The 23,497-nt window shown below is 67.1% G+C and carries 14 protein-coding genes and 1 pseudogene; 7 read left to right on the top strand and 8 right to left on the bottom strand.

What is annotated here, in order from left to right:
* Nucleotides 1-84: 84 nt before the first annotated feature.
* Nucleotides 85-1,905, bottom strand: coding sequence for a GspE/PulE family protein (locus tag AB8810_RS23775; RefSeq protein ID WP_369915116.1), 1,821 nt, complete (start codon nucleotides 1,903-1,905; stop codon nucleotides 85-87).
* A 75-nt stretch (nucleotides 1,906-1,980) separates the two neighbouring features.
* Here AB8810_RS23775 and glyQ point away from each other — a divergent pair, with 75 nt between their 5' ends.
* From glyQ to AB8810_RS23790, 3 genes and pseudogenes are all read left to right on the top strand, one after another.
* Nucleotides 1,981-2,889 (top strand): glycine--tRNA ligase subunit alpha, encoded by a 909-nt coding sequence (gene glyQ, locus AB8810_RS23780; protein WP_003469925.1) that lies wholly within the window; start codon nucleotides 1,981-1,983, stop codon nucleotides 2,887-2,889.
* A 159-nt stretch (nucleotides 2,890-3,048) separates the two neighbouring features.
* Nucleotides 3,049-4,788: pseudogene (gene glyS / locus AB8810_RS23785) on the top strand (glycine--tRNA ligase subunit beta); the annotation flags it as partial.
* A 54-nt stretch (nucleotides 4,789-4,842) separates the two neighbouring features.
* On the top strand, nucleotides 4,843-5,331 hold the full coding sequence (locus tag AB8810_RS23790; protein WP_369916716.1) for a DALR anticodon-binding domain-containing protein: 489 nt from the start codon (nucleotides 4,843-4,845) through the stop codon (nucleotides 5,329-5,331).
* A gap of 384 nt (nucleotides 5,332-5,715) precedes the next feature.
* Here the strand turns inward: AB8810_RS23790 and rep are convergent, their stop codons facing one another.
* Nucleotides 5,716-7,692 carry a DNA helicase Rep gene (rep, locus tag AB8810_RS23795; protein WP_179570198.1) on the bottom strand — a complete coding sequence of 659 codons (1,977 nt, stop codon included), beginning with the start codon at nucleotides 7,690-7,692 and terminating at the stop codon, nucleotides 5,716-5,718.
* 135 nt (nucleotides 7,693-7,827) lie between these two features.
* On the opposite strand from rep, the gene AB8810_RS23800 reads away from it, so the two are divergent.
* Complete coding sequence (locus AB8810_RS23800; protein WP_179570199.1) at nucleotides 7,828-8,448, top strand: thymidine kinase; 621 nt, start codon at nucleotides 7,828-7,830, stop codon at nucleotides 8,446-8,448.
* A 310-nt stretch (nucleotides 8,449-8,758) separates the two neighbouring features.
* Nucleotides 8,759-9,514 (top strand): sel1 repeat family protein, encoded by a 756-nt coding sequence (locus AB8810_RS23805; protein ID WP_369915117.1) that lies wholly within the window; start codon nucleotides 8,759-8,761, stop codon nucleotides 9,512-9,514.
* A gap of 179 nt (nucleotides 9,515-9,693) precedes the next feature.
* On the opposite strand, the gene AB8810_RS23810 is transcribed toward AB8810_RS23805, so the two are convergent.
* The 6 genes from AB8810_RS23810 to mutM form a co-directional block, all read right to left on the bottom strand.
* Entirely contained in the window at nucleotides 9,694-11,298 is a 1,605-nt protein-coding gene (locus AB8810_RS23810) for a glucan biosynthesis protein (RefSeq protein ID WP_369915119.1), read from the bottom strand.
* Between the two features lie 321 nt (nucleotides 11,299-11,619).
* On the bottom strand, nucleotides 11,620-12,582 hold the full coding sequence (locus tag AB8810_RS23815) for a DUF4380 domain-containing protein (protein ID WP_369916717.1): 963 nt from the start codon (nucleotides 12,580-12,582) through the stop codon (nucleotides 11,620-11,622).
* Between the two features lie 536 nt (nucleotides 12,583-13,118).
* A complete protein-coding gene (locus AB8810_RS23820) occupies nucleotides 13,119-13,466 on the bottom strand; it encodes a low molecular weight protein tyrosine phosphatase family protein (protein WP_369915121.1) in 348 nt (115 codons plus the stop codon).
* A gap of 139 nt (nucleotides 13,467-13,605) precedes the next feature.
* Nucleotides 13,606-16,452 carry a protein kinase gene (locus AB8810_RS23825; RefSeq protein WP_369915122.1) on the bottom strand — a complete coding sequence of 949 codons (2,847 nt, stop codon included), beginning with the start codon at nucleotides 16,450-16,452 and terminating at the stop codon, nucleotides 13,606-13,608.
* Between the two features lie 18 nt (nucleotides 16,453-16,470).
* Nucleotides 16,471-17,037: an ECF-type sigma factor gene (locus AB8810_RS23830; protein ID WP_369915123.1), complete on the bottom strand. Its 567-nt coding sequence runs from the start codon at nucleotides 17,035-17,037 to the stop codon at nucleotides 16,471-16,473.
* Between the two features lie 69 nt (nucleotides 17,038-17,106).
* On the bottom strand, nucleotides 17,107-17,919 hold the full coding sequence (gene mutM, locus AB8810_RS23835; protein WP_179570205.1) for a bifunctional DNA-formamidopyrimidine glycosylase/DNA-(apurinic or apyrimidinic site) lyase: 813 nt from the start codon (nucleotides 17,917-17,919) through the stop codon (nucleotides 17,107-17,109).
* Nucleotides 17,920-18,437: 518 nt separating this feature from the next.
* Between mutM and AB8810_RS23840 the strand changes: the two genes are divergently transcribed.
* Together AB8810_RS23840 and AB8810_RS23845 are read left to right on the top strand one after the other, a co-directional pair.
* Nucleotides 18,438-23,126 carry an RHS repeat-associated core domain-containing protein gene (locus tag AB8810_RS23840; RefSeq protein ID WP_369915124.1) on the top strand — a complete coding sequence of 1,563 codons (4,689 nt, stop codon included), beginning with the start codon at nucleotides 18,438-18,440 and terminating at the stop codon, nucleotides 23,124-23,126.
* Entirely contained in the window at nucleotides 23,104-23,493 is a 390-nt protein-coding gene (locus tag AB8810_RS23845) for a hypothetical protein (protein ID WP_369915125.1), read from the top strand. Before AB8810_RS23840 ends, AB8810_RS23845 begins: the two co-directional genes overlap by 23 nt.
* The last annotated feature ends 4 nt before the right edge of the window (nucleotides 23,494-23,497 follow it).

Below are 23,497 nucleotides of genomic sequence, written 5' to 3' on the forward strand. Positions count from 1 at the left end.
TCGTGCATCTGCTGCCGACATGTTGGGCCGTGTTCGCTGACGCCGGCCTCCGCGCGCGTGCGCGTCACCGCACACGCATTACGCTCACTCGCGCGGCGGCAGCACCGACAGCACTTCCTCGATGGTGGTGAGGCCGGCGGCGACTTTTTCCAGGCCGGCGCGGCGCAGGCTGCGCACGCCCTCGGCCTGCGCGGCGCGGCTGAAGCCGGCCAGGGCCATGTCGGCGCGGATCAGCGCGCGCAGGCGCGGCGTCACCGGCAGCAGTTCGTACAGGCCGACCCGGCCCAGGTAGCCGGTGCGGCGGCATTCCAGGCAGCCGACCGGGGCGTGGACCTGCACGTCGTCCGGCAGCGCTTCGCCCGGCTCGCGCAGCGCGTCCCATTCGATGTCGCTGAGCGTGTGCGGGCGCTTGCAGTGCGTGCACAGCGTGCGCACCAGGCGCTGCGCCAGCACGCCGTTGAGGGTGGAGGCGACCAGGTAGTGCGGCACGCCCAGGTCGAGCAGGCGGGTGATCGCCGAGGGCGCGTCGTTGGTATGCAGGGTGGACAGCACCAGGTGCCCGGTCAGCGAGGCCTGCACCGCCATCTGCGCGGTTTCCAGGTCGCGGATCTCGCCGATCATGATGATGTCCGGGTCCTGCCGCAGCAGGGTGCGCACGCCGCTGGCGAAGTCCAGGTCGATGTTGGTCTGCACCTGCATCTGGTTGAACTCCGGCGCGATCATCTCGATCGGGTCCTCGACGCTGCACACGTTCACGTCCGGCGTGGCCAGGCGCTTGAGCGTGGAGTACAGCGTGGTGGTCTTGCCCGAGCCGGTCGGGCCGGTGACCAGCACGATGCCGTGCGGGCGTTCGACCAGCGCCGCCCAGCCGGCCGCCTCCTGCGCGCTGAAGCCGAGCTGGTCCACGCTCTTGAACGCCGCGTCCGGGTCGAAGATGCGCATCACGCACTTCTCGCCGAACGCGGTGGGCATGGTCGACAGGCGCATCTCGGTCTCGCGCCCGCCCGGCGAGCGGGTCTTGATGCGCCCGTCCTGCGGGCGCCGGCGCTCGGCCAGGTCCATGCGTCCGAGCACCTTGATCCGGCTGACGATGGCGGTCATCACCGCCGGCGGCACTTCCAGCACCTTGTGCAGCACGCCGTCGATGCGGAAGCGCATGCGCCCGGCTTCGCGCCGCGGCTCCAGGTGGATGTCGCTGGCGCGCTGCTCGTAGGCGTACTGCAGCAGCCAGTCGACGATGTGCACGATGTGGTGGTCGTCGGCGTTGACGTCGCCGCCGCGGCCCAGTTCCACCAGCTGCTCGAAGCTGGGCAGGCCGCTGCTCTGCTCGTTGCGCCCGTCCTTGGCGCCGCGCACCGAGCGGGTCACGCCGAAGAATTCCATCGTGTAGCGGTGCAGGTCCAGCGGGTTGACCACCGCGATCTCGATCCGGCGCCGCGCCAGGTGCTGCACGTCGCCCAGCCAGTCCAGCGCCAGCGGCTCGCTGGTCGCCACCAGCAGGCGCTCGGCGTCCAGCGCCAGCGGCAGGATGCGGTGGCGGCGCGCGTAGGCGTGCGAGACCACGGCGGTGACCGCGGCCACGTCGACCCGGGTCGGGTCGATGCGCAGGTAGCGCAGGCCGCAGCGCTGCGCCAGCCATTCGGTCAGCCGTTCCAGGCCCAGCTCGCTGCCCGGCGGACGGGTGGCGGCCAGTTTCAGGTTGGACAGCAGCACCAGCGGGTGCACGTCGCTGACGGTGCGCGCGGACTGCACCGAGAACTGCATGCGGCCGCGCTCGGCCGGCGCGACCAGACCGTCGGCGAGCAGCGCGGCGGCCACGCGTTCGAAATTCAGGCGCCCGGGCGGCAGCGACACGGTGGCGGGTACAGGCACGGCGGGCGGCTGCGCGGCAGGTCGCGAATCCATGGTCAGGTCCGGTGCGCGGAAGTCCCCGCAAGTCGGTCGCTATACTAGCGCACCCCCTTTGCCGGCCTTTGCTGCATGCCCGTCTCCCGGTCCGTTCCGATCACGTTCCAGGGTCTGATCCAGACCCTCAACCAGTTCTGGGCGCAGCACGGCTGCGTGCTGATCCAACCGCTGGACCTGGAAGTGGGCGCCGGCACCTTCCACCCGGCCACGTTCCTGCGCGCGCTCGGGCCGGAGCCGTGGAACGCGGCCTACGTGCAACCCTGCCGCCGTCCCACCGACGGCCGCTACGGCGAGAACCCGAACCGCCTGCAGCGCTACTACCAGTACCAGGTGGCGATGAAGCCGAACCCGGACAACATCCAGCAGCTGTATCTGGATTCGCTGCAGGCGCTGGGCATCGATCCGCTGGTGCACGACCTGCGCTTCGTCGAGGACAACTGGGAATCGCCGACGCTCGGCGCCTGGGGGCTGGGCTGGGAGGTGTGGCTCAACGGCATGGAGGTCACCCAGTTCACCTACTTCCAGCAGGCCGGCGGACTGGAGTGCAAGCCGGTGCTGGGCGAGATCACCTACGGCCTGGAACGGCTGTGCATGTACCTGCAGAACTGCGACAACGTCTACGACCTGGTGTGGACCTACGGCCCGGACGGCGCGCCGGTGACCTACGGCGACGTCTACCACCAGAACGAGGTGGAGCAGAGCGCGTACAACTTCGAGCACGCCGACGTGGCCGAGCTGTTCCACCGCTTCGACGCCTGCGAGCGCGAGGCGCAGCGCCTGGTCGAACTCGGCCTGCCGCTGCCGGCCTACGAGCAGGTGACCAAGGCCAGCCACGCCTTCAACCTGCTCGACGCGCGCCGCGCGATCTCGGTGACCGAACGCCAGCGCTACATCCTGCGCGTGCGCGCGCTGGCGCAGGCGGTGGCCAAGGCCTACCACGCGCAACGCGAGAAGCTGGGCTTCCCCGGCGTGAAGCGCTGAGGCCATAGAGCCCCTCTCCCACCGGGAGAGGGGTTGGGGTGAGGGTCCAGGGCGAAGCCCTTCAGACCTGAACTTCCACAGGCTCCGCCGTACCCTCATCCGCCCCTTCGGGGCACCTTCTCCCGCAGGGAGAAGGGAACCGCTAGCAAGGTCTGACACATGAGCGCACTACATCCCCTGCTGATCGAACTGGGTACCGAGGAACTGCCGGTCAAGGCGCTGCCGGGCCTGGCGCAGGCCCTGTTCGACGGCGTGATCGCCGGGCTGGAGAAGCGCGGCATCGCGGTCGAACGCGGCGACGCCAAGCCGCTGTCCACCCCGCGGCGGCTGGCGGTGCTGCTGCCGGGCGTGGCCGCCGAACAGCCGGAGCAGCGCTCGGAAGTGCTCGGCCCCTATCTCAACATCGCCCTGGACGCCGACGGCCAGCCGACCAAGGCGCTGGCCGGCTTCGCCGCCAAGGCCGGCATCGACTGGACCGCGCTGGAGCGCACCAGCGACGCCAAGGGCGAGCGCTTCGTGCACCGTGCGGTGACCCCGGGCGCGCAGACCGCCGCGCTGCTGCCGGAGATCCTGCGCGAGGCGATCGCGGCGATGCCGATCCCCAAGCCGATGCGCTGGGGCGACCACGACTACGGCTTCGCGCGGCCGGTGCACTGGCTGGTGCTGCTGTTCGGCAACGACGTGGTGCCGGTGCAGCTGTTCGGCGTGCAGGCCGACCGCGTCAGCCGCGGCCACCGCTTCCTGCACGACGCGCCGGTCACGCTGGCCGAGCCGGGCGACTACGTGGCCGCGCTGGAAGCGGCGCAGGTGCTGGTGGACCCGGATGCGCGCCGCGCGCGCATCGTCGCCGAGGTCGAGCAGGCCGCGTGCCAGGCCGGCGGCAGCGCGCGCATTTCCGACGACAACCTGGAGCAGGTGGTGAACCTGGTCGAATGGCCGTCGGCGGTGCTGTGCCATTTCGAACCGGCATTCCTGGCGGTACCGCAGGAAGCGCTGATCGAGACGATGGAGAGCAACCAGAAGTTCTTCCCGGTGCTCGACGCCGGCGGCAAGCTGACCGAACACTTCATCGGCATCGCCAACATCGTCTCGCGCGACGTGGCCGAAGTGGCCAAGGGCTATGAGCGGGTGATCCGCCCGCGCTTCGCCGACGCCAAGTTCTTCTTCGACGAGGACCTCAAGCAGGGTCTCGAGGCGATGGGCGCGGGCCTGGCCAGCGTGACCTACCAGGCCAAGCTCGGCAGCATCGCCGACAAGGTGCAGCGCGTGGCCGCGTTGGCCGAAGCGATCGCGCCGCTGGTCGGCGTGGACGCCGCGCAGGCGCGCCGCGCCGCCGAACTGAGCAAGAACGACCTGCAGTCGCGCATGGTCAACGAATTCCCCGAACTGCAGGGCATCGCCGGGCGCCACTATGCCAAGGCCGCCGGCGAGCCGGGCGAGATCGCGCTGGCGATCGACGAGGCCTACCAGCCGCGCTTCGCCGGCGACGACATCGCGCTGTCGCCACTGGGCAAGGTGCTGGCCATCGCCGAGCGCCTCGACACCCTGGCCGGCGGCTTCGCCGCGGGGTTGAAGCCGACCGGCAACAAGGATCCGTTCGCGCTGCGGCGCAATGCGCTGGGGTTGGCGCGGACGGTGATCGAGAGTGGGTTTGATGTGAGTCTGCGCGATCTGCTCGCTAGCGCGACGCTGCAGACGCTTTTGGCGGTCGCTGCGCACGGCACGAAGAAGGACGCCGCCGCCAGTCAGCCAAGCGCAATTCCCGTCAGTGGCGATGGCACGCAGGGAAACAGCTTCGTCGCCGGCTTCCTGAAGGAGCATTTCAGCCAGCAGGGTCAGACGGTGACCTTCCTGGAGGCTGCCCCGACCGTAGCGGAACTGTTCGACTTCATCCTCGACCGCCTGCGTGGCTACTACGCCGACAAGGGCGTGCCGGCGACGCATTTCAACGCGGTGGCGGCCTTGTTCTCGGGCGGGGTTGAAGGAAGCGCAGCTTCTGTAGGAGCGGCTTCAGCCGCGACCGCCACGCACGGATCGCTCTACGACTTCGACCGCCGCATCGACGCGATCGGCATCTTCGCCACGCTGCCGGAGGCCGAGGCGCTGGCCGCGGCCAACAAGCGCATCCGCAACATCCTGCGCAAGGCCGAGGGCGCGATTCCCGCGCGGATCGACCCGACCCTGCTGCGCGAGCCGGCCGAAAGCGCACTGGCCGAGGCGGTGGAAGCGGCGATCGTGGAAACCGACGGCGCCTTGCGCCAGCACGATTACGTCACCGTGCTGAACTTCCTGGCGCGGCTGCGGCCGCAGGTGGACGCGTTCTTCGACGGGGTGATGGTCAACGTCGACGACCCGGCGATCCGCGGCAACCGCCTGGCGCTGCTCAAGCGCCTGGGCGACCGCCTCGGCAGCGTCGCCGCGATCGAGCACCTGTCGTCGTAAGCAGGGCAGCGGACTGCTGCAGGTAGGGGCTGCGAAAGCAGCCTCTTCTTTTTTGTGGGAGCGGCTTCAGCCGCGACGCGCGAAGCTGCAATTCCGCAATGCTGAGAAAAAAGCGTCGGGGCTGAAGCCCCTCCTACAGCGCACCAGGCTGGCCATGTACGAGCACCGCGTCGAGCCCCTCTCCCCTCGGGAGAGGGGTTGGGGTGAGGGTCCGGCGCGAAAGCGACTCGCGGAGTTGGATGCACCAGGCTGCGCCCGTACCCTCATCCGCCCCTTCGGGGCACCTTCTCCCGAGGGGAGAAGGGAAATCACTTCACGCAGGCCTGCCACGTACACTGCTGCGCACAACCGCCGTTACGAATCCCCACTCCCGAATCCCGGCCTTCAATCGAACAACGCCTGGATCGCCGCCAGCCCGGCATTGGCGCGCTCCTTCTTGCGCTCGGCGTCGGCCACCGGGTCGGCGCCGTCGCGCTGCATCTCCTCGGCCGGGATCTCGTCGAAGAAGCGGCTGGGCTTGAGCCGGATGTGTTCGCCGAACTTGCGGGTCAGCTTGCTGTAGCTCATCCACAGCTGCTCCTTGGCGCGGGTGATGCCCACGTACAGCAGGCGCCGCTCTTCCTGCAGGTTGCCCTCCTCCAGGCTGACCTCGTGCGGCAGCACGCCGTCCTCGCAGCCGACGATGAACACGTAGCGGAACTCCAGGCCCTTGGACGCGTGCATCGTCATCATCCGCACCTGGTTGCCGCCGTCGTCCTTGTCGTTGCGCGACAGCAGCGCCAGCTGCGCGGCCAGGTCGCCGACGGTGGCCCCACGCGGGCCGCCCTCGAACCACTTGGCGAGTTCTTCCAGGTTGCTGCGGCGGCGCTGGAACGTGGTTTCGTCCTTGCACTGGCTGCGCAGTTCGCGGATCAGTCCCGACTGCTCGGCGAGCTGGCGCACCACGTCGGCCGAGGACAGGGTCAGCGAGGCGGTGCGCAACTCGTGCAGGACGTCGACGAAATCGCTCAGGCCGTTGGCCGCGCGCGGCGGCAACTGCTGCAGCGCGCCCATCGACTCGGCCGCGCGCGACATCGGCAGGTTCTTCGCCGATGCCAGTTCGGCCAGCTTGGCCAGCGAGGTCGCACCGACCTCGCGCTTGGGCGCCTGCACCGCGCGCAGGAACGCGGCATCGTCGTCCGGATTGACCAGCAGCCGCAGCCACGACAGCACGTCCTTCACTTCCTGCCGCTCCAGGAACGCCGTGCCGCCGGTGATGTGGTACGGCACGCCGGCGATCTGCAAGGCCTTTTCCAGCGGCCGCGACTGGAAGTTGCCGCGGAACAGGATGCAGAAATCGCTCCACGGCACCTGCTTGGCGGTGCCCAGGTAGGCGATCTCGGCGGCGACCTTCTCCGCCTCGTGCTCGCTGTCGCGGCATTCCCATACGCGGATGCGCTCGCCGTCGGCCTGGTCGCTCCACAGGGTCTTCAGGTGCTCGTGCGGGTTGTGCGCGATCAGCGCATTGGCCGCGCGCAGCACGCGGTTGGAGCAGCGGTAGTTCTGCTCCAGCTTGACGATCTGCAGCGCCGGATAGTCGCGCCCCATCTGCATCAGGTTTTCCGGATTGGCGCCGCGCCAGGCGTAGATGCTCTGGTCGTCGTCGCCCACGCAGGTGAAATTGCCGCGCGGGCCGGCCAGCATCTTCAGCAGCCGGTATTGCGCGTCGTTGGTGTCCTGGCTCTCGTCCACCAGCAGGTAGCCGATGCGCTCGCGCCAGGCCATGACGATGTCCTCGTTCTCCTCCAGCACCTGCACCGGCAGGCGGATCAGGTCGTCGAAGTCCACCGCGTTGAACGTGCTCAGCCGCGCCTGGTAGCGCTCGTACAGGCTGGCCGCTTCCTGCTCGCGATTGCTGCGCGCCGCGGCCATCGCCTGCTCCGGCGACAGCCCGGCGTTCTTGGCGCGCGAGATCAGGTTCTTGGCGTCGTCGATCGCATCGGGCTTGGCGCCGTGCATCAGGTCCTTGATCTGCGCGGCGGCATCGTCGGCGTCGAAGATCGAGAAGCCGCGCTTCAGGCCCACCGCGGCGTGCTCGATCTGCAGGAACTTCAGCCCCAGCGCGTGGAAGGTGCAGATGGTCAGGCCGTCGGCGGCATCGCCGCGGATGCGCTTGGCCACGCGCTCGCGCATTTCCTTGGCCGACTTGTTGGTGAAGGTGATCGCGGCGATGCGCTTGGCCGGGTAGCGGCCGGTGGCGATCAGGTGCGCGATCTTTTCCACGATCACGCGGGTCTTGCCGCTGCCGGCGCCGGCCAGCACCAGCAACGGGCCTTCGCAATGCAGCACCGCGGCGCGTTGGGGGGGATTGAGACCGTGCATGAAGACTTCCCTGGGCCGCGCATTGTAGCGGGCGCGGCCGGCGGCGAGGACCGCGCCGCTGCGCGGGGCGCTGAACGGGTTTTCCCGGGCGCATCCGGCCTGCGACGGAGTTGTCCGCCGCGCTAGAATCGGGCCATGGCCAAACTGTACTTCTACTATTCGGCGATGAACGCCGGCAAGACCACGACGCTGCTGCAGTCGGCGCACAACTATCGCGAGCGCGGCATGCGCACCGCGATCCTGACTCCGCGCCTGGACCACCGCGACGGCAGCGGCGTGGTGGCCTCGCGCATCGGCCTGCGCGCAGACGGCAGCACCTTCGTGCCGGACACCGACCTGCTGGCGCTGCTGCAGGACGACATCGCCCGCGACGGCGCGCTGCATTGCGTGCTGGTGGACGAGGCGCAGTTCCTCAGCCGCGCGCAGGTCTGGCAGCTCAGCGAGGTGGTCGACCGGCTGCGCATCCCGGTGCTGTGCTACGGCCTGCGCACCGATTTCCGCGGCGAGCTGTTCGAGGGCAGCCAGTACCTGCTGGCCTGGGCCGACGAGCTGCAGGAGATCAAGACCATCTGCCACACCGGCAGCAAGGCGACGATGACCGTGCGCGTGGACGCCGACGGCCACGCCGTGCAGGACGGCCCGCAGGTGGAGATCGGCGGCAACGAACGCTACGTGTCGGTGAGCCGCGCCGAGTTCAAGAAGATCATGCGCGGCGAGGGCCGTATCGATCCGTTGCAGATCGCGTTGCAACGGTAGTCCATCCGCCGCGCCGGGCTGACGGCTGCGGCGCCAGACGAAAGACTGTGTAAGCCAGACTGTGTAAGCCGGAGGCGATACCGCCTTTCGCGGTTCAGCCGCATGGGCAGGAGAACGTCGCGCAAGCGCTCTGCACTGCCTTGGTGCGTCCATCCGCCGTCCCTGTTCGGCTGCAGTCGGCGTGACACCCACCATGAACGTCGGTTGAAAACTGCGCAACGGCCCTCGGCCGCATAGGCCATCAGTCTATGGATCGCGGCTGCAACGCCCATTTAGAATCGTCGGCGATCGCACTCACGGGAAGAGTTCTATGCATCGGTTCAAGGGATATGCCGTCGGCGGCTGCACCGCGCTGGCCATTGCGGTTGCGCTGGCGCTGTCCGGCCCGGCTGGCGCCGCCGACAACGCGCGTACGTTCGACGACATTCCGGCGCAGGTGATGACCGACGGCTTCCTCGAGGCGCACCTGGACCTGTTCTATCGCCGCGCCGGTATCCGTGCCGACAAGAAGGGCGAGTTCGCCGAGGCCAGGAAGAACTACCAGCTCGCCGCGCGCTATGCCGACAAGCCGTCGCAGGCGCGCCTGGGCGAGATGTACTGGGAAGGCCAGGGCGGCGCGCAAGATCGCGCAATGGGCTTCCTGTGGATGGCGCTGGCCTCCGAGCGCGGCTACGACGCCTTCACCACGCGCAAGATGGAGTACTGGAACCAGCTGACGCCCGAAGAGCGGCAGCGCGCGATCAAGCAGGACAAGAAGATGCTGGCCACATATGGCGATACGGTCGCCAAGCCGCGCCAGGAAGCGGTGCTGCGCCGCGAAGCCGGGCGCAGTACCGGCAGCATGCTCGGCCACTCCGGTGCCTCCGCCCTGCAGATCAACGGTCCGCGCGGCGGCAGCATCGATCCGGAAGTGTTCTACGCCAAGGAATTCTGGGAACCGGCGGCGTACTGGAAGTTGCAGGACCGGGTCTGGGACGGCCGCACGCCGGGCCGCGTGGATATCGGCGATGTCGAGGACATCACCCAGGAAACCGCGCCGAAACCGCAGGAACCGGCCAAGCCTTGAGTCTGCGGCAGCCGCGCGAAGCCGGACACGTCGCGCGTCGGGACTGAAGTCCCTCCCACAGTGCACCCGGCCCGCTGGCCGCGCGCCACTGTAGGAGCGGCTTCAGCCGCGACGAACAAGGTCAGATACTGCAAGCAGCCAGGCGCTGCCGCGCATAACGCGGCAGCGCTCGGCCGCACTCAATACAGCTTGCGCTCGGCCGCCGGCGGCGGGGTCCACTGGTACAGCCAGGTCTCGGTCAACGGCGTGTCGCCAGAGCGCAGGAACAGGCGGATGTCGATCTGCTGCGTGCCCTCATCCGGCGGCACCACGTCGAACATCGCGCGGTAGCCGGAGAGCTCGTGCAGCGGCCGCGCCGAGACGATCTCGGTGCTGCCGCGGCTCAGCTGCAGCACCGCCTCGACCTTGGCGTCCTTGTCCTTGCCGAGCCTGGCCAGCTCGCCGCCGACGAAGTCCACCGCGAAGCGCCACGAGAAATGGCTGCGCTTCTGCCCGACCACGCCGCCCAGACCGGTGCGCGTGGCCACGCACTGCGCCAGCGGCGAGGACGCCGGCGGCTGCGCGCCCCAGTACAGCCGGTAGCCGAACAGCAGCTCCTGCCCGGGCTGCGGCTTGTCCTGCGGATTCCAGAACGCGACGATGTTGTCGAAGGTCTCGTCGACGGTGGGAATCTCCACCAGCTGCACCGAACCCTTGCCCCAGCCCTGCTTCGGTTCCACCCACAGGCACGGGCGCTTCTCGTAGTACACGCCGTCGTCGTGGTAGTGGTCGAAGTTGCGGTCGCGCTGCAGCAGGCCGAAGCCGCGCGGGTTCTCGTCGACGAACATGTTGAAGCGCAGCTGCGGCGGATTGCACAGCGGCCGCCAGATCCATTCGCCGCCGCCGGTCCACATCGCCAGGCCGTCGGTGTCGTGGATCTCCGGGCGCCAGTCCCAGTCCATGCGGCGGTCGTTCTCGCCGACCTGGTACATGCTGGTGCACGGCCCCAGGCCCAGCCGCTCGATGGTCTTGCGCGGATACAGCGCGCTGTCGATGTCCATCAGCAGCACGTCGCCGTTGGTGATCGCGAAGCGGTAGGCGCCGGCCACGCTCGGCGAATCCAGCAGCGCGTACACCACCACCGTGTCCGAACCGGCCTTGGGCTGCTCCAGCCAGTAGGCGATGAAGTCCGGGAATTCCTCCGGCCCGCCGGTGCCGGTATCGATCGCCAGGCCGCGCGCGGACTGGCCGTACTGGCCTTCCTTGCCCACCGCGCGGAAATAGCTGGCGCCGAGGAACGCGGCGAAGTCGCGATCGGTGTCCTGCTTGGTGTTGAGGCGAAAGCCGGCGAAGCCCAGGTCCTTGGGCAGATGCTGGCCCTTCAACCCGCTGCTGCCGTAGTCGAACGCGGCGCCGTCGTAGGCCAGTTCCTGCGCCTGCCCGTCGACCAGGTCGAACATGTGCACCGGCGACTTGAAGTACAGGCCCAGGTGGAAGAACTTGGCCTGGAACTTCGAAGCGTTGTCCACCGCCCACAGCGCGTGATCCTGGCGGTAGCGGATCGACTGGTACTCGTCCCAGTTCAGCGATTCCAGCGGTCCCGGCAGCACCCGCTTGTGGCTCTGGTAGGGCGCCTGGGCCATGGCCCGGGCGTGGCCCTTGAGCCAGGCGTAGTCGAAGGGCTGCGGCTTGCCCAGGCGGCGCAGGCCGACCGCGGGGGCGGCCTGGCCGAGCATCGGCATCGCGGGCAAGCCCATGGCGGCGAAGGCGGCGGCGGCGTTCTTGAGGAAATCGCGTCGTTGCATGGGCCGGATCGAAGCGGAAAGGGCCTCCATCATAGACAAGCGGCGTTAAACGCGAGAGCTGGGGCGGCGCGTCATCGGTTCCCGGGTAGGGCGCGCTGGGTCTGTCGGGCCGCCAGCCGGTGCTGCATGGCGCAGCGCCTGACGGGCGGTCAGGTCAAGCCGCGCGGCGCCGACTGGCGGCCTGGCTCCAACCCGCGGGGCCGCGTTTGTGCGCTTTCGGCGCTAGGTCATCGCCCGGGCGGAACGCCGCCACGCCGTCTCGCCCTTGCTTGCCTCCACGCACAAGAGCGGCGCGATCCGCTTGGGGATTGAGGAGGCGCCCTAGGGCGTCGCGCACGCCCCCTTCAACGCCAGCGCTGCGGCGTGCCGGCACAGGAAACTGCGCTGCTGCGCCGGGTCGTCGCCGCCGGCGTAGTCCAGCAACGTCCATTGCTCCTCGGCCTGCATGGTCTGACCCGGGGCCAGGGTCCGGTACGGCGCGTGCACTTCCATTTCCAGCAGGCCACCGCCCGGATCGGAAGCCGACGCATCCAGGTAGAACTCGACCTGGCCCTGCTCGGGATGGATGCGCGCGAGCGGCTGGTGGGCGAAGCGGATCACCCAGGCCTGGCCGCCGGCGAAGGCGGCGATCCAGCCGGCCGACGGCTGCAGCAGCAGCTTGCCGCGCTGTCCGGCGCTGCCCGGCGGCGCGGCCGCCAGGGTCATCAGGCCATCCTGCACCACGTACTGCGGCGGCGCGTAGCCGGCGCCGTCGCTGGGCTGCACGCGGATATCGGCAGCGGCCGCGACCGGCACCAGCACCCGCGTGGCCGCGCTCACCCGGGTGTTGAACCACAGGTCCCAGGCCACCGAGGTCTTGCGCACGTTCTGCGCCTGCACCTGCAGCAGCACGCTGTCGGCGCGCTGCGGCGACAGCGCGAAGGTCTTGTGCAGCCGCACGCCGCTGACCGGGCTGTCCACGCCGCGCAGCTGCAGGCGCTGCGGCGCGCGCGCGACGACGGTGGTGGTGGCGAAGCTCAGGTACGGGTCCGGCGGCCAGTTCGCATGCGCCGCGCGCCGCGCCGGATTGGCGTCCTGGTGTTGCCACCACGCGCTCTGCGGCCCGACCCAGACGTCGTGGCCGAAATAGGGGATATCGTTGGCCGCCGCGCTGACCGTCGGCAGCGGCTGGCGCTGCACCGCAGCGCCGACCTTGATCAGGTTGGGCCCGCCGCTGCGCTGGAAGCCCAGCACGCGCCCGCCCAGGGTCGGCGTGACCGTGAGCCGGACCACGCCGTTGTCCATGATCCACGGCGCCGTCGCATCGGTGCCAGGCGCGGTCGCCGGGGCCGCGGCGGCGAGCAACGGCCAGGCGCCGAGAAGCGCGAGCAGCGCCGCGCGTGGGCGCTGCCGTCCATTCTGCGTATTGGTGCGCATGGCGAACCTGTGATCGAGGAAGGGAGCCCGATTGTGGCGACTCTGCGGCCGCGGCGACAGCCGATCGGTTGCGCCTGCGCGCCGCGGTCCTTGCCGCTCGGCGCAATCCCACGGCCGCGGCTGTCGCAGGAGGGCGCACGGCTTCGGCCACGGGCCGATTCGAACACCTGCCCCTGTCGCACCAGCGAAGGCGACGGTCGTGGCGATTTCGGTCGCGGCTGGCGAAGTCCTCGAGCGGACGCCACAGCTCCGCCGCTTCTTCGATGACGCGGCGGCGGAGGAACCGCAGGGGTCACTGGCACAGCCGTAGCAGTGCCATGCGCCCGCGCGGCAAGTGAGAAACTCGCTGCCGCGCTCGGCACCTCAGGCGACGGGCTGCGGCGCGCGCCCACGCCGCGTGTCACTCAGAGCGCCGGATGACGCCGCGGCAGATGCGGCGTCACCGTTTGCTGCAGCCGCCGCACCAGCACCGGATCCATGAACGCGTAGTCGTCGGGAATATCCAGGCAGACGACGCGCTTGCCGCTCAGGTGCCGCTGGAACGCAGCCGACAGCTTGCTGCGGTGGCGCCGTTCCATCACGAAGATCAGGTCGGCCCAGGCCAGCAGCTCCGGCGTCACCGCGGTCTCGGCATCGGCATTGATCCCCGCCGATGCGGTCTCGATGCCGGGCCAGTCGGCGAACAGCTGCTCGGCGGTCGGGCTGCGCAGCCGGTTGCGGGCGCACAGGAACAGGACATGGCGGACGGGCACGGCGCGGCGGGTCGAAGGGCGGTGGGCCCATGGTAGCGGCGATCGCCGGCCGTTCGGGACGGCGATGCCGGGCCGCCGTCGGCTTGGGGCCGGCACTGTGCCGGGAGCGGCCGGCGTCGCGGCGCCGCCGCGACCGGACTCAGCGCGCGGCGGTCAACGCCGCCGGCGCGGCGCACGCCGCACGCAGCCCCTCCACCTCGTGCACCAGCGTGCCGCCCTGCGGCTGCGCCTGCGCCAGTTCGCGCTGCAGCGCCTGCAGTTCGCCACGCCCGTCGCCCGCACCGCCGCGGCGTTGGCAATGCAGCTCGGCGGCATAGGCGCGGGCGCGCCAGCGCAGCTTGCGGCTTTCGATGCCGTCCCCGCCCTGCCGCGCCTGCGCCTCCAGTTCGTGCAGCGCCTGCGCGTCGCGGCCGAGCCGGCCCAGGTTGCGCGCCCAGGCCACGCGCACCGCGCGCGTGCGCGGATGGGCCGGGCCGTAGCCGCTCTCGGTGCGGCGCAGCGCCTGCGCCAGCAGCGCATCGGCCTGCCGCGGTTCGCCCAGCGCGGCGCGCGCCTCGGCGATCAACCGCTCGCTGTCGCCGACCGCCGGGTTGTTCTGGCCGAGCTGCGCGATCCAGCGCGCGCGCGCTTCGTACAGCGGCGCCAGCGCGTCGCGGTAGCGGCCCGCGGCCGACAGCGCCAGGCCCTGGTTGAGCAGCATGTACGGCAGCAGCGCCTGGCTGTCGGGCGCGCGCATGATCGCGACCGAGCGCGCCATGTCGGCGATCGCCTGCGCGTCCTGGCCGCGCTCCAGTTCCAGCATCGCCAGCGAACTCCAGCTCATGCCAGTGTCGCGGTGCGTCGGTCCCAACCGCTCCACGGTCAGCGCATGCGCGGCGCGCAGTTCGCGCTCGGCGATATCGAGACGGCCCTGGTCGATCATCACCGCCGCCCGCAAGCGCCGCAGCCCGAGGCTGACCGGATGGCGATCGCCGTTCAAGCTGCGCGACAGCGACAGCGCCGCGCTCACCGCCTGCTCGGCCTGGTCGACATCGCCGCGATCGCGATAGGCCACGCCCAGGCTGCGCAGCAGGTTGACGCTGAGCGGATGCCGCGGGCCGGCCTGGCGGTCGAGCAAGGCCAGCGCCTGCAGGTAGCCGGCGATCGCCGCGTCGGTGTGGCCGATGTCGCTGTCCATCGAGGCGACGTCGGTCATGCTCTCGACGATGCCCGCCGGGTCCTTGAGCACGTCGCGGTGCAGCGCCAGCGCGCGCTCGAACCAGGCCCGCGCCGATGCGCGTTCGCCGAGCACGCGCCGGCAGCGCCCCAGTTGCGAGAAGAAGCCGGCCGCCTGCAGCGGCAGCTGCGCCTGCGCTTCCTGCGCCTGCGCCGCCAGCGGCTGCAGCATCGCCACGCACTCCTGCGAACGGCTCAGCAGGCGCAGCGCACGCCCATGTTGCGCCGCCGCTTCCAGGCGCAGCGCCAGCGGCACGTCGTCCTGCGTGGCCAGCAGCGCGCGCTGCCGTTCCAGCAGCAGCAAGGCTTCGCGATAGTCGCCCAGGCCGATGCGCAGGCGCGCGATCACCCCCTGCAGTTCCGCACGCGCCAGCGGCTGCCGCAGCAGTTCGCGTTCGCCGCGCTGTTCGCCGCTGGCAAGCAGCCCGCGCAGGTCGAAGCCGTCGCCGCGCTGCGCGTTGCCGGCGCGATCGAACAGGCCGATCACGAAGTCCTGCATCGCCTGCGCGCGCACGGTTTCGCGATGCGCCTCGCGCACCTGCCACAGCGCCACGCCTGCGGCGCCCAGCAGCGCGGCGGCGGTCAGGCTGCCGAGTACCAAGCTCCAACGGTGCCGCTGCAGGTATTTCTGCAGGCGGTAGGCCACGCCCTGCGGGCGCGCCTGCACCGTCCGCCCCTGCAGATGGCGGCGCAGATCCTGGGCCAACGCCTCGGCCGAGGAATAGCGCTGCGGCAGCGGCTTCTGCAGCGCCTTGAGCAGGATGTTGTCCAGATCGCCGCTCAGCCGCCGCGCCAGGCGCCGCGCCTCGGCGGGATCGCGCTGTCCCTGCTGCGCCGCGCGCACCACCGCCGCCGACGGTCGCGGTGCCTCCACCGCCAGGATCGCGCGCTCCCATTCGGCATCGCTGCTGCGGCGCAGGTGATAGGGCTTCTGGTCGGTGAGCAGTTCGTACAGCACCACGCCCAGCGAATACACATCGGTCAGCGTGGTGATCGGTTCGCCGCGCACCTGCTCCGGCGCGGCGTAGTGCAGGGTGAACGCGCGCGCCTCGGTGCGCGGATGCGCGTCGGCCGCAGGGTCGGCCTCGGTGTCGAGCAGCTTGGCGATGCCGAAGTCGAGCAGCCGCACGTCGCCTGCGGCGTTGACCAGGATATTGGACGGCTTCAGGTCGCGATGCACGATCAGGTTGGCGTGCGCGTGGCTGACCACCTCGCACACCTGCAGGAACAGCCGCAGCCGCGCGCTCACCGGCAGGTGCAGGCGCTGGCAATAGTCGGTGAGCGGCTCGCCTTCGACATAGGCCAGCGCCAGGTACGGGCGTCCGTCGCTGGCGATGCCGGCGTCGAGCAAGCGCGCCAGGTGCGGATGCTCCAGCCGCGCCAGGATCTCGCGTTCGCGGGTGAAGCGCTGGCGCAGCGCGGCATCGGCATAGCCGGGACGCAGCAGCTTCAGCGCGACCTGGCGCTGGTACAGCCCGTCGGCGCGCTGCGCCAGCCAGACCTGGCCCATGCCGCCTTCGCCGAGCAGCCGTTCCAGCGCATACGGCCCGATCCGGCTGCCGGCGCACAGGCACTCCATGGCGGTGGCCAGCAGCGGCTCACTGAGCAGGTCCGAGCCGGCCGCGTCCAGCGCCAGCATGCGCACCAGTTCATCGGCGCTGGCCGGATCCTGCGCGTGCAGCTGCGCCAGCCGCGCCGCGCGCGCCTCCGGGGTCAGCTCCAGCAGTTCGTCGAGCAACGGCGACAGGCGTTGCCACTGCAGCGCGTCCATGCGGTGCTCCGGTCGGTCCTAGTGATCCTGCATCGCCGCCAGCAGGAAGATGCGCGCCTTCTGCCAGTCGCGGCGGATGCTGCGTTCGGAGCGCTGCATCAGCTCGGCGATCTCCTGTTCGGACAGGCCGGCGAAATAGCGCAGCTCCACCACCTTGGTCAGGCGCTCGTCGATCGCCTGCAGCCGGTCCAGCGCCACGTCCAGCGCCAGCAGATCCTCGTCCAGGCGCACCCCGCCGCTGTCCTCGGGAATCTCGGCGACGCGCTTGAGATCGCCGCCGCGCTTGCGGGTCAGGCGGTTGCGCGCGTAATCCACCACCACGCTGCGCATCGCCGAGGCGGCGTAGGCGAAGAAGTGCGCGCGGCCGTCGAAACGGGCCATGCCGTGCGCGCCGAGCAGCTTCAGATAGGACTCGTGGACCAGCGAGGTCGCATCCAGGGTCTGCGCCTGCTGCCCGGCCAGCTGGCGCCGGGCCATGCTGTGCAGTTCCTGGTAGAGCGTGCTGAGCACGCGATCCAGCGCCTCGCGGTCGCCGCCGCGCGCGGCGTCCAGCCACACGGTGATCTCGGGAGCAGTCTCTACCACGGCGGTCTCTCCTCCGGCCGGGAGTCGCGCGGACTATAGCGCGCGCCGGCGGCCAGCGGCGGCCGCCCGTCAGCGCTGGCAGCTCCCGCACCAGACGCTGGCGCGCTGGCCGATGCTGGCGTGGCGCAGCGGCCGCCCGCAGCGCTTGCAGGCCTCGCCCTCGCGGCCGTAGACAGCCAGTTCCTGCTCGAAATAGCCCGGCGCGCCGTCCGGGCTGATGAAGTCGCGCAAGGTGGTGCCGCCGCGGGCGATGGCGTAGCCGAGGATCGCCTTGGCCGCCTCGGCCAGGCGCGCATAGCGTGCCCGCGAGACCTCCCCGGCCTCGCGCAGCGGACTGATTCCTGCCTGGAACAGGCTTTCGGCGGCATAGATGTTCCCGACTCCGACCACGATGCGTTGGTCCATCAAGAACGTCTTTACCGGCGCACTGCGGCCACGGCTGCGCCGGAACAGGTAATCCCCGTCGAATTCGTCCGACAGCGGCTCCGGCCCCAGCTCCTCGAGCAGCGGGTGAGTCTGGCCCGGCGCCTGCCACAGCAGGCAACCGAACCGGCGCGGATCGTTGAAGCGCAGCACGCGCCCGTCTTCCAGGCTGATGTCGACATGGTCGTGCGCCCGCGGAGGCGTGTCCCCGGGCAGCACCCGCAGGCTGCCGGACATGCCCAGGTGCAGCAGCGCGCTGCCGGCGTCGGTGTCCATCAGCAGGTACTTGGCACGGCGGCGGATGCCGTCGATGCGCTGCCCCGGCAGCTGCTGCGCCACTTCCGGCGGGATCGGCCAGCGCAGGTCCGGCCGGCGCAGGATCACGCCGTGGATGCGCCGCCCCAGCAGATGCGGCTCCAGGCCGCGCCGGGTGGTTTCTACTTCGGGGAGTTCGGGCATGGGTGCTGGACTGCGTGACAATCGATTGACAAGCTTAGCTGGCGAAGTGTGTCGCGATTGTCGGACGTGGCGGCGATGGGGGACGGGCGGAGGGTAGGACCCGGCCAAGTCTTCATCCCGACTATCAAGACACCGGTTCGGCGCTGTAACACACGGTGCGCCGGGCCAACTCGCGTAACGTTCCGGAGATGCCCTGCCAGCCTTGGATGGGCGAGGGGAGATGCATCACAAAACATGGCACGGGCAATTTCATCGCCCTGATGTCTTGTAGCTTGTGTTTCGGGTGTTGGACCAAATGGATTCTAGGCGGGGTAGCTGCAAAGGCTGTCATAGAAAAGGATATCGAGTCAGTACACACTCTGTCGCGAGCATGCGCGAAACGCTGTGGCATCATCTAAGAGAGCCGAGGGTCGTCAAGCGGCATCTTGTTCTTGTGGCCTGGAAGTGCTTTACGGACATCTGTTAAAGATATCGATCTTACTAGTAGCCAATCGAAATCAACTGACTAAGGAAGAGTCATGGCGTACAAGAACAACAATTGCTCGGCGTTTGGCCTCTTCCATATGTTGAAATCGAGGTGGCCACGAATAGCGGTTGCTACTCTCGTGCTTTTTACTTGGCTACCTTTGTTGGCGATTGGGCAGGAAGCCAATCAAACCTTTCGCGTGAACAAAAGCGATGGCACATTAGTTGGAACTTACGAGACCCAGCAGCAGGCCGAAGCAGCGATCCGAGCCATTCCGGGACCTGCAAATGCGCCCGATGCCTACCAGTATGTAACCGAGATTAAATCGACTTCGCTCTCTGCAGACGGCGAAATTTCAATAGTTTATTGGATGGGAAAAAAGGAGAGAACACTCCAGTATTTCGGAATCAACGGGCAAAGTACCGACACGGAAGAGGAACTAATTAGCGAATCTATTGGGGCGCTCAATCAAGGAGGTAGCCCGCCATGCGCATCGGCAACATTCTTGCGTACGAGCGAATGGAGCCCGTATTCCCCAGACCTTGAAGGCATGGAAGTCGCAGATTACTACTACACTTATCCGTACTTTAATGATTTGGATGGAAGTTGCACCGTAGAGGCTAGTGAAGCTCAGATCATGAGGATTTCGATTTGCCCGAATCCGTATATGACCTGGAAAGTTGACCAGAACGCTTGCATAAATGAGGAATTTACGGCGACTGTAGTCACCACTCAAATGGAATGTACTCGCGGCACCAAAAGCCCGTCAGGACTTTTCGGAAACCCCTGCGATGTAAAGACCGGCGACAAATACGAGACAGAAAAAGACATCGACCTCGGCTGGATAGAGCTGGAGCGGTATTACCATTCGGGTGTCGTGACGACATCGGGGCGCTGGGGATTGGGTTGGTCGGACTCTCACCAGATCCGTCTTTCCATAGCTTCCCCGTATTTCGGAGTCATCGAGGGAAGTGGTTATGCAACTCTTTTTATGCCGGCCAGTGGAGAATATCTGGCAGCTAACGGAAGCGGCGAGCGCATAACGGCCGACGGAAGCAACTGGAAGCTGTATCGCCAAGATGGTGTCTACACATTTGATGGAGCGGGCCGCCTTGTTTCGCGTGACAACGAGGACGCAAGCCGGCTCTTCTACAGCTATGACCAGCATGGAAGGCTGCAGTCAATCGTTTCCGCTCAAGGGCGCGCTATCGAATTCGCTTATGCAGATACATCGAGCGATGCGCAGATTACTGGGGTGAGTTCCCAAGGGTCTCTACTAGCCTCCTATACATACGATAACGGGCGACTCAGCACCGTGACGTATCCAGATGGGGGACAACGCACATACCATTATGAAGATGCTCGCTTTCCGCGGCACTTGACCGGTATCACCGCAGAGGATGGTCAACGGTTCAGCACATTTGCATACGATGACAAAGGGCGCGCCATATCCAGCACGCACGCAGGCGGCGCCGATGCGAGCAACTTTGTTTATACGCCGGCAGGGACGATTGCCACCGATGCGCATGGCGAGCAGTCCACCTTTACCATGACAAGCGCCGGCGAAGGCCCGCCAAAAATAGCGTCAATCACGAATAGTGCCGGAACTGAGACCTACTCGTACTACGAGGCTTCCACCGATTTTCGTCGTCGTCTTAGCGCTAAAACCGATCGCGCTGGGGTGGTTACCAAGCATACTTACGGTGACGTGGTCGAGTCCGGCGTAAGAATGAGTGTGCATACAGTTCAAAGAGCTTTCGGGCTTCCGGAACAGAGTACGGTCATTACTCATACCACCACTGATTCGAACCGTGTGCTGCGTCTCCAGTCCGATCGTGCAATCGTCAGCTATGCGCGCAATGCCAGGCTGCAACCGCAGACCGTAACCACGACCGACATAGACACCAACCAAGCCCGCGTCACCGCGATCAGCTACTGCGAAACAGCGGATGTTTCAGCACCGGGAAGCACGTGCCCCATCGTTGGGCTGATCAAGGCAGTTGACGGCCCCCGAACCGATGCCGCCGATAGTGTGCAGTACGCTTATTACCCCAGCGACGACGCGGGTTGCACGAGCCCTGGTGGAGTTTGCCGTTATCGAAAAGGCGACCTATGGAGGGTCACCAACGCCCTCGGTCAGGTGACCGAGTACCTGTCCTACGACGGCGTCGGTCGCGTGCTGTCGATGAAAGACGCCAACGGCCTGGTGATCGACTACACCTATCACCCGCGCGGCTGGCTGACGGCCAGCAAGGTTCGCGGTGCCGACACTGCCAGCGAGAACGACGACCGCATCACCCTGATCGACTACTGGCCGACCGGGCTGGTCAAGCAGGTGACCCAGCCAGATGGCGCATTCACCCATTTCACCTACGACACGGCGCAGCGTCTGACCGATATCGCCGACAACGCCGGCAATTCAATGCACTACACGCTGGACAACGCCGGCAACCGGTTCAAGGAAGACACCAAGGACGCGTCGGGCACGCTCAAGCGCACGCTGTCGCGGATCTATAACCAGCTCGGCCAGCTGGCGACGCAGGCCACTGCCGGCGGCGACCCGACCGACTTCGGCTACGACGCCAACGGCAACACCAAGACGGTGACCGACGCACTTGGTCACGTCAGCCAGAACGACTACGACCCGCTCAACCGCCTGGCGCGTACACTGCAGGACGTGGGTGGTATCAATGCTGAGACCAAGTTTGGCTACGACGCGCTCGACAACCTGACCAAGGTCACCGATCCGAAAGGCCTGGACACCACCTACGCCTACAACGGCCTGGGCGACCTGACCACGCTGACCAGCCCGGATACCGGCACGACGACCTATACCTACGACAGCGCCGGCAACCGCGCCACGCAGACCGATGCGCGTAACGTCACCACCACCTACAGCTACGACGCCCTGAACCGGCTGATCCAAGTCGCGTATCCGACCAGCAGCCTCAACGTCACTTATACCTACGACGTGAGCCAGACTGTCTGCGCTAGCGGCGAAACCTACGCGATCGGCCGCCTGGCCCGGATGCAAGACGGCAGCGGCAGCACCGACTACTGCTACGACCGCTTCGGCGACCTGGTCCGCAAGGTACAGACCACCAATGGCAAGGTGTTCGTGCTGCGCTACGCCTATACCAAGGCCGGCCAGTTCAGCCGGCTGACCTATCCCGACGGCGCAGCGGTGGACTATGTGCGCAACGCCCAAGGCCAGACCACCGAGGTCGGCGTGACCCCAGCCGTTGGCACACGGCAGGTGCTGTTGAACAACGCGACCTACTACCCGTTCGGCCCGGTGGCGAGTTGGTCCTACGGCAACGGCCGTCCGATGCAGCGCGTGCTGGACCAGGACTACCGTCCCCTGGCGGTCAGCGACACCCGCAGTGACGGCCTGAGCACCGGCTTCGCTTTCGACCCGGCCGGCAACCTCAGCGCCCTGACCGCCGCGGGCAATACCGCTCCGGTAGTCAGCCTGGACTACGACGCGCTGGGCCGATTGACCGCGTTCAAGGACGGCCCGACCGGCACGGTGATCGACGGCTACAGCTACGACGCCACCGGCAACCGTCTTAGCGCCAAGGTCAATACCACCACGCAGACCTACAGCTATCCGGCGGCCAGTCACCGCCTGAGCGCGGTGGCCGGCACCGCCCGCACCTACGACGCGATTGGCAATACGCTCTCGATCGGTGGCACCGCGCAGGAATTCGTGTACGACGCCAACGGCCGCATGGGCCAGGCCAAGCACGCGGGCGCGGTCGTGATGAACTACCAATACAACGGTCGCGGCGAGCAGGTCCGCAAGTTCCTGGGCACGGCCGGCACCTACACGTTGTACGACGAAACCGGGCACTGGCTAGGCGACTACGATTCGACTGGTCTAGCACTGCAACAAGTGATCTGGCTGGACGACTTGCCGGTTGGCGTGCTGGCGAGCAATAGTCTGCATTACGTGCAACCAGATCACTTGGGCACCCCGCGTGCAGTGATCGATCCGGTCCGCGACGTGGCGATCTGGACCTGGGAGTTGAAGGGTGAAGCTTTCGGTAAAACTCCGCCGAATCAGGACCCGGACGGCGACGGCACGGCCTTCGTGTTCGACATGCGCTTCCCGGGGCAGCGCTACGATGCGGCGACAGGGTTCAACCAGAACTATTTCCGGGACTATGACGCCAGCACCGGGCGTTATGGGCAGAGTGATCGGATCGGACTAGCTGGGGGAGTTAACACGTTCGCCTATGCTGGTGGAAATCCTGTAAGCAGTATTGATCTGTTTGGGCTGGCGCCCGGTGATCGCTATAAAACAATTGATAGTGCCGCTGCAGCCGCTGTTAGTGATGCAAATACTCTGACTCGCAGGTCAGGATTTGAATATGGCGGGAGGCTAAAGTTGTTGCCTGGTGGCGGTTATACATATACGTCTCCAATCACGGACGGCGATAAGTTTCAAGTTACCTTGCAGCCTATGCAAAAAGATTTTGTTGGCGACTACCATTCGCATGGAAATTACTATAAATATTTCGACGGGCGACCGGTAAATCCTGAGCTTTTTAGTGAGCCGGGAGATTACGACTCTGCCATCGACGATGCGCGGTTCGCAGCCTCCTTTGGAAATCCTTATTTTTCATATCTCGGCACGCCTACTGGTGTAATTAAGCGATTCAATCCAGTTACTGGAAATGTAAGGAATGTCCCTTATCCGTCTCCTGGAGATAAATATGATTGCGAAAGTGGGAAGTAGAATCATCGCTACTATCAGCATCTTGGCAATTCCGGCCATTGCAACAATGGCGAAAGGAGAGCCTCTTACGCCTGCTCCAAAATGCCAGGAGGGTGGAATACTGCGAGCTATCGATCAGTCTTATCAAGACTTTTCCACGTTCTTGTCCAAGGTGCCTGCGCAGCCTGCAAATAAGCCGCTGAGAGAATTTTTAAGGAAGATAGAAAATTACCAATTAACCGCAGTTTTAGAGCAGGATAAATATACGGTAAAGTTTTTGCCATACAATTACCCTCGTGGGACCATAAAGGGGGCTGGTGCTAAGTATTCAGTCAATAAATGCACTTACCGGATTGAGGATATTCAGGGGCGAGCTCCGTTGGAGTAGCGAC

The sequence above is a fragment of the Xanthomonas sp. NCPPB 3005 genome (assembly GCF_041228095.2).
GTDB lineage: Bacteria > Pseudomonadota > Gammaproteobacteria > Xanthomonadales > Xanthomonadaceae > Xanthomonas_A > Xanthomonas_A bonasiae.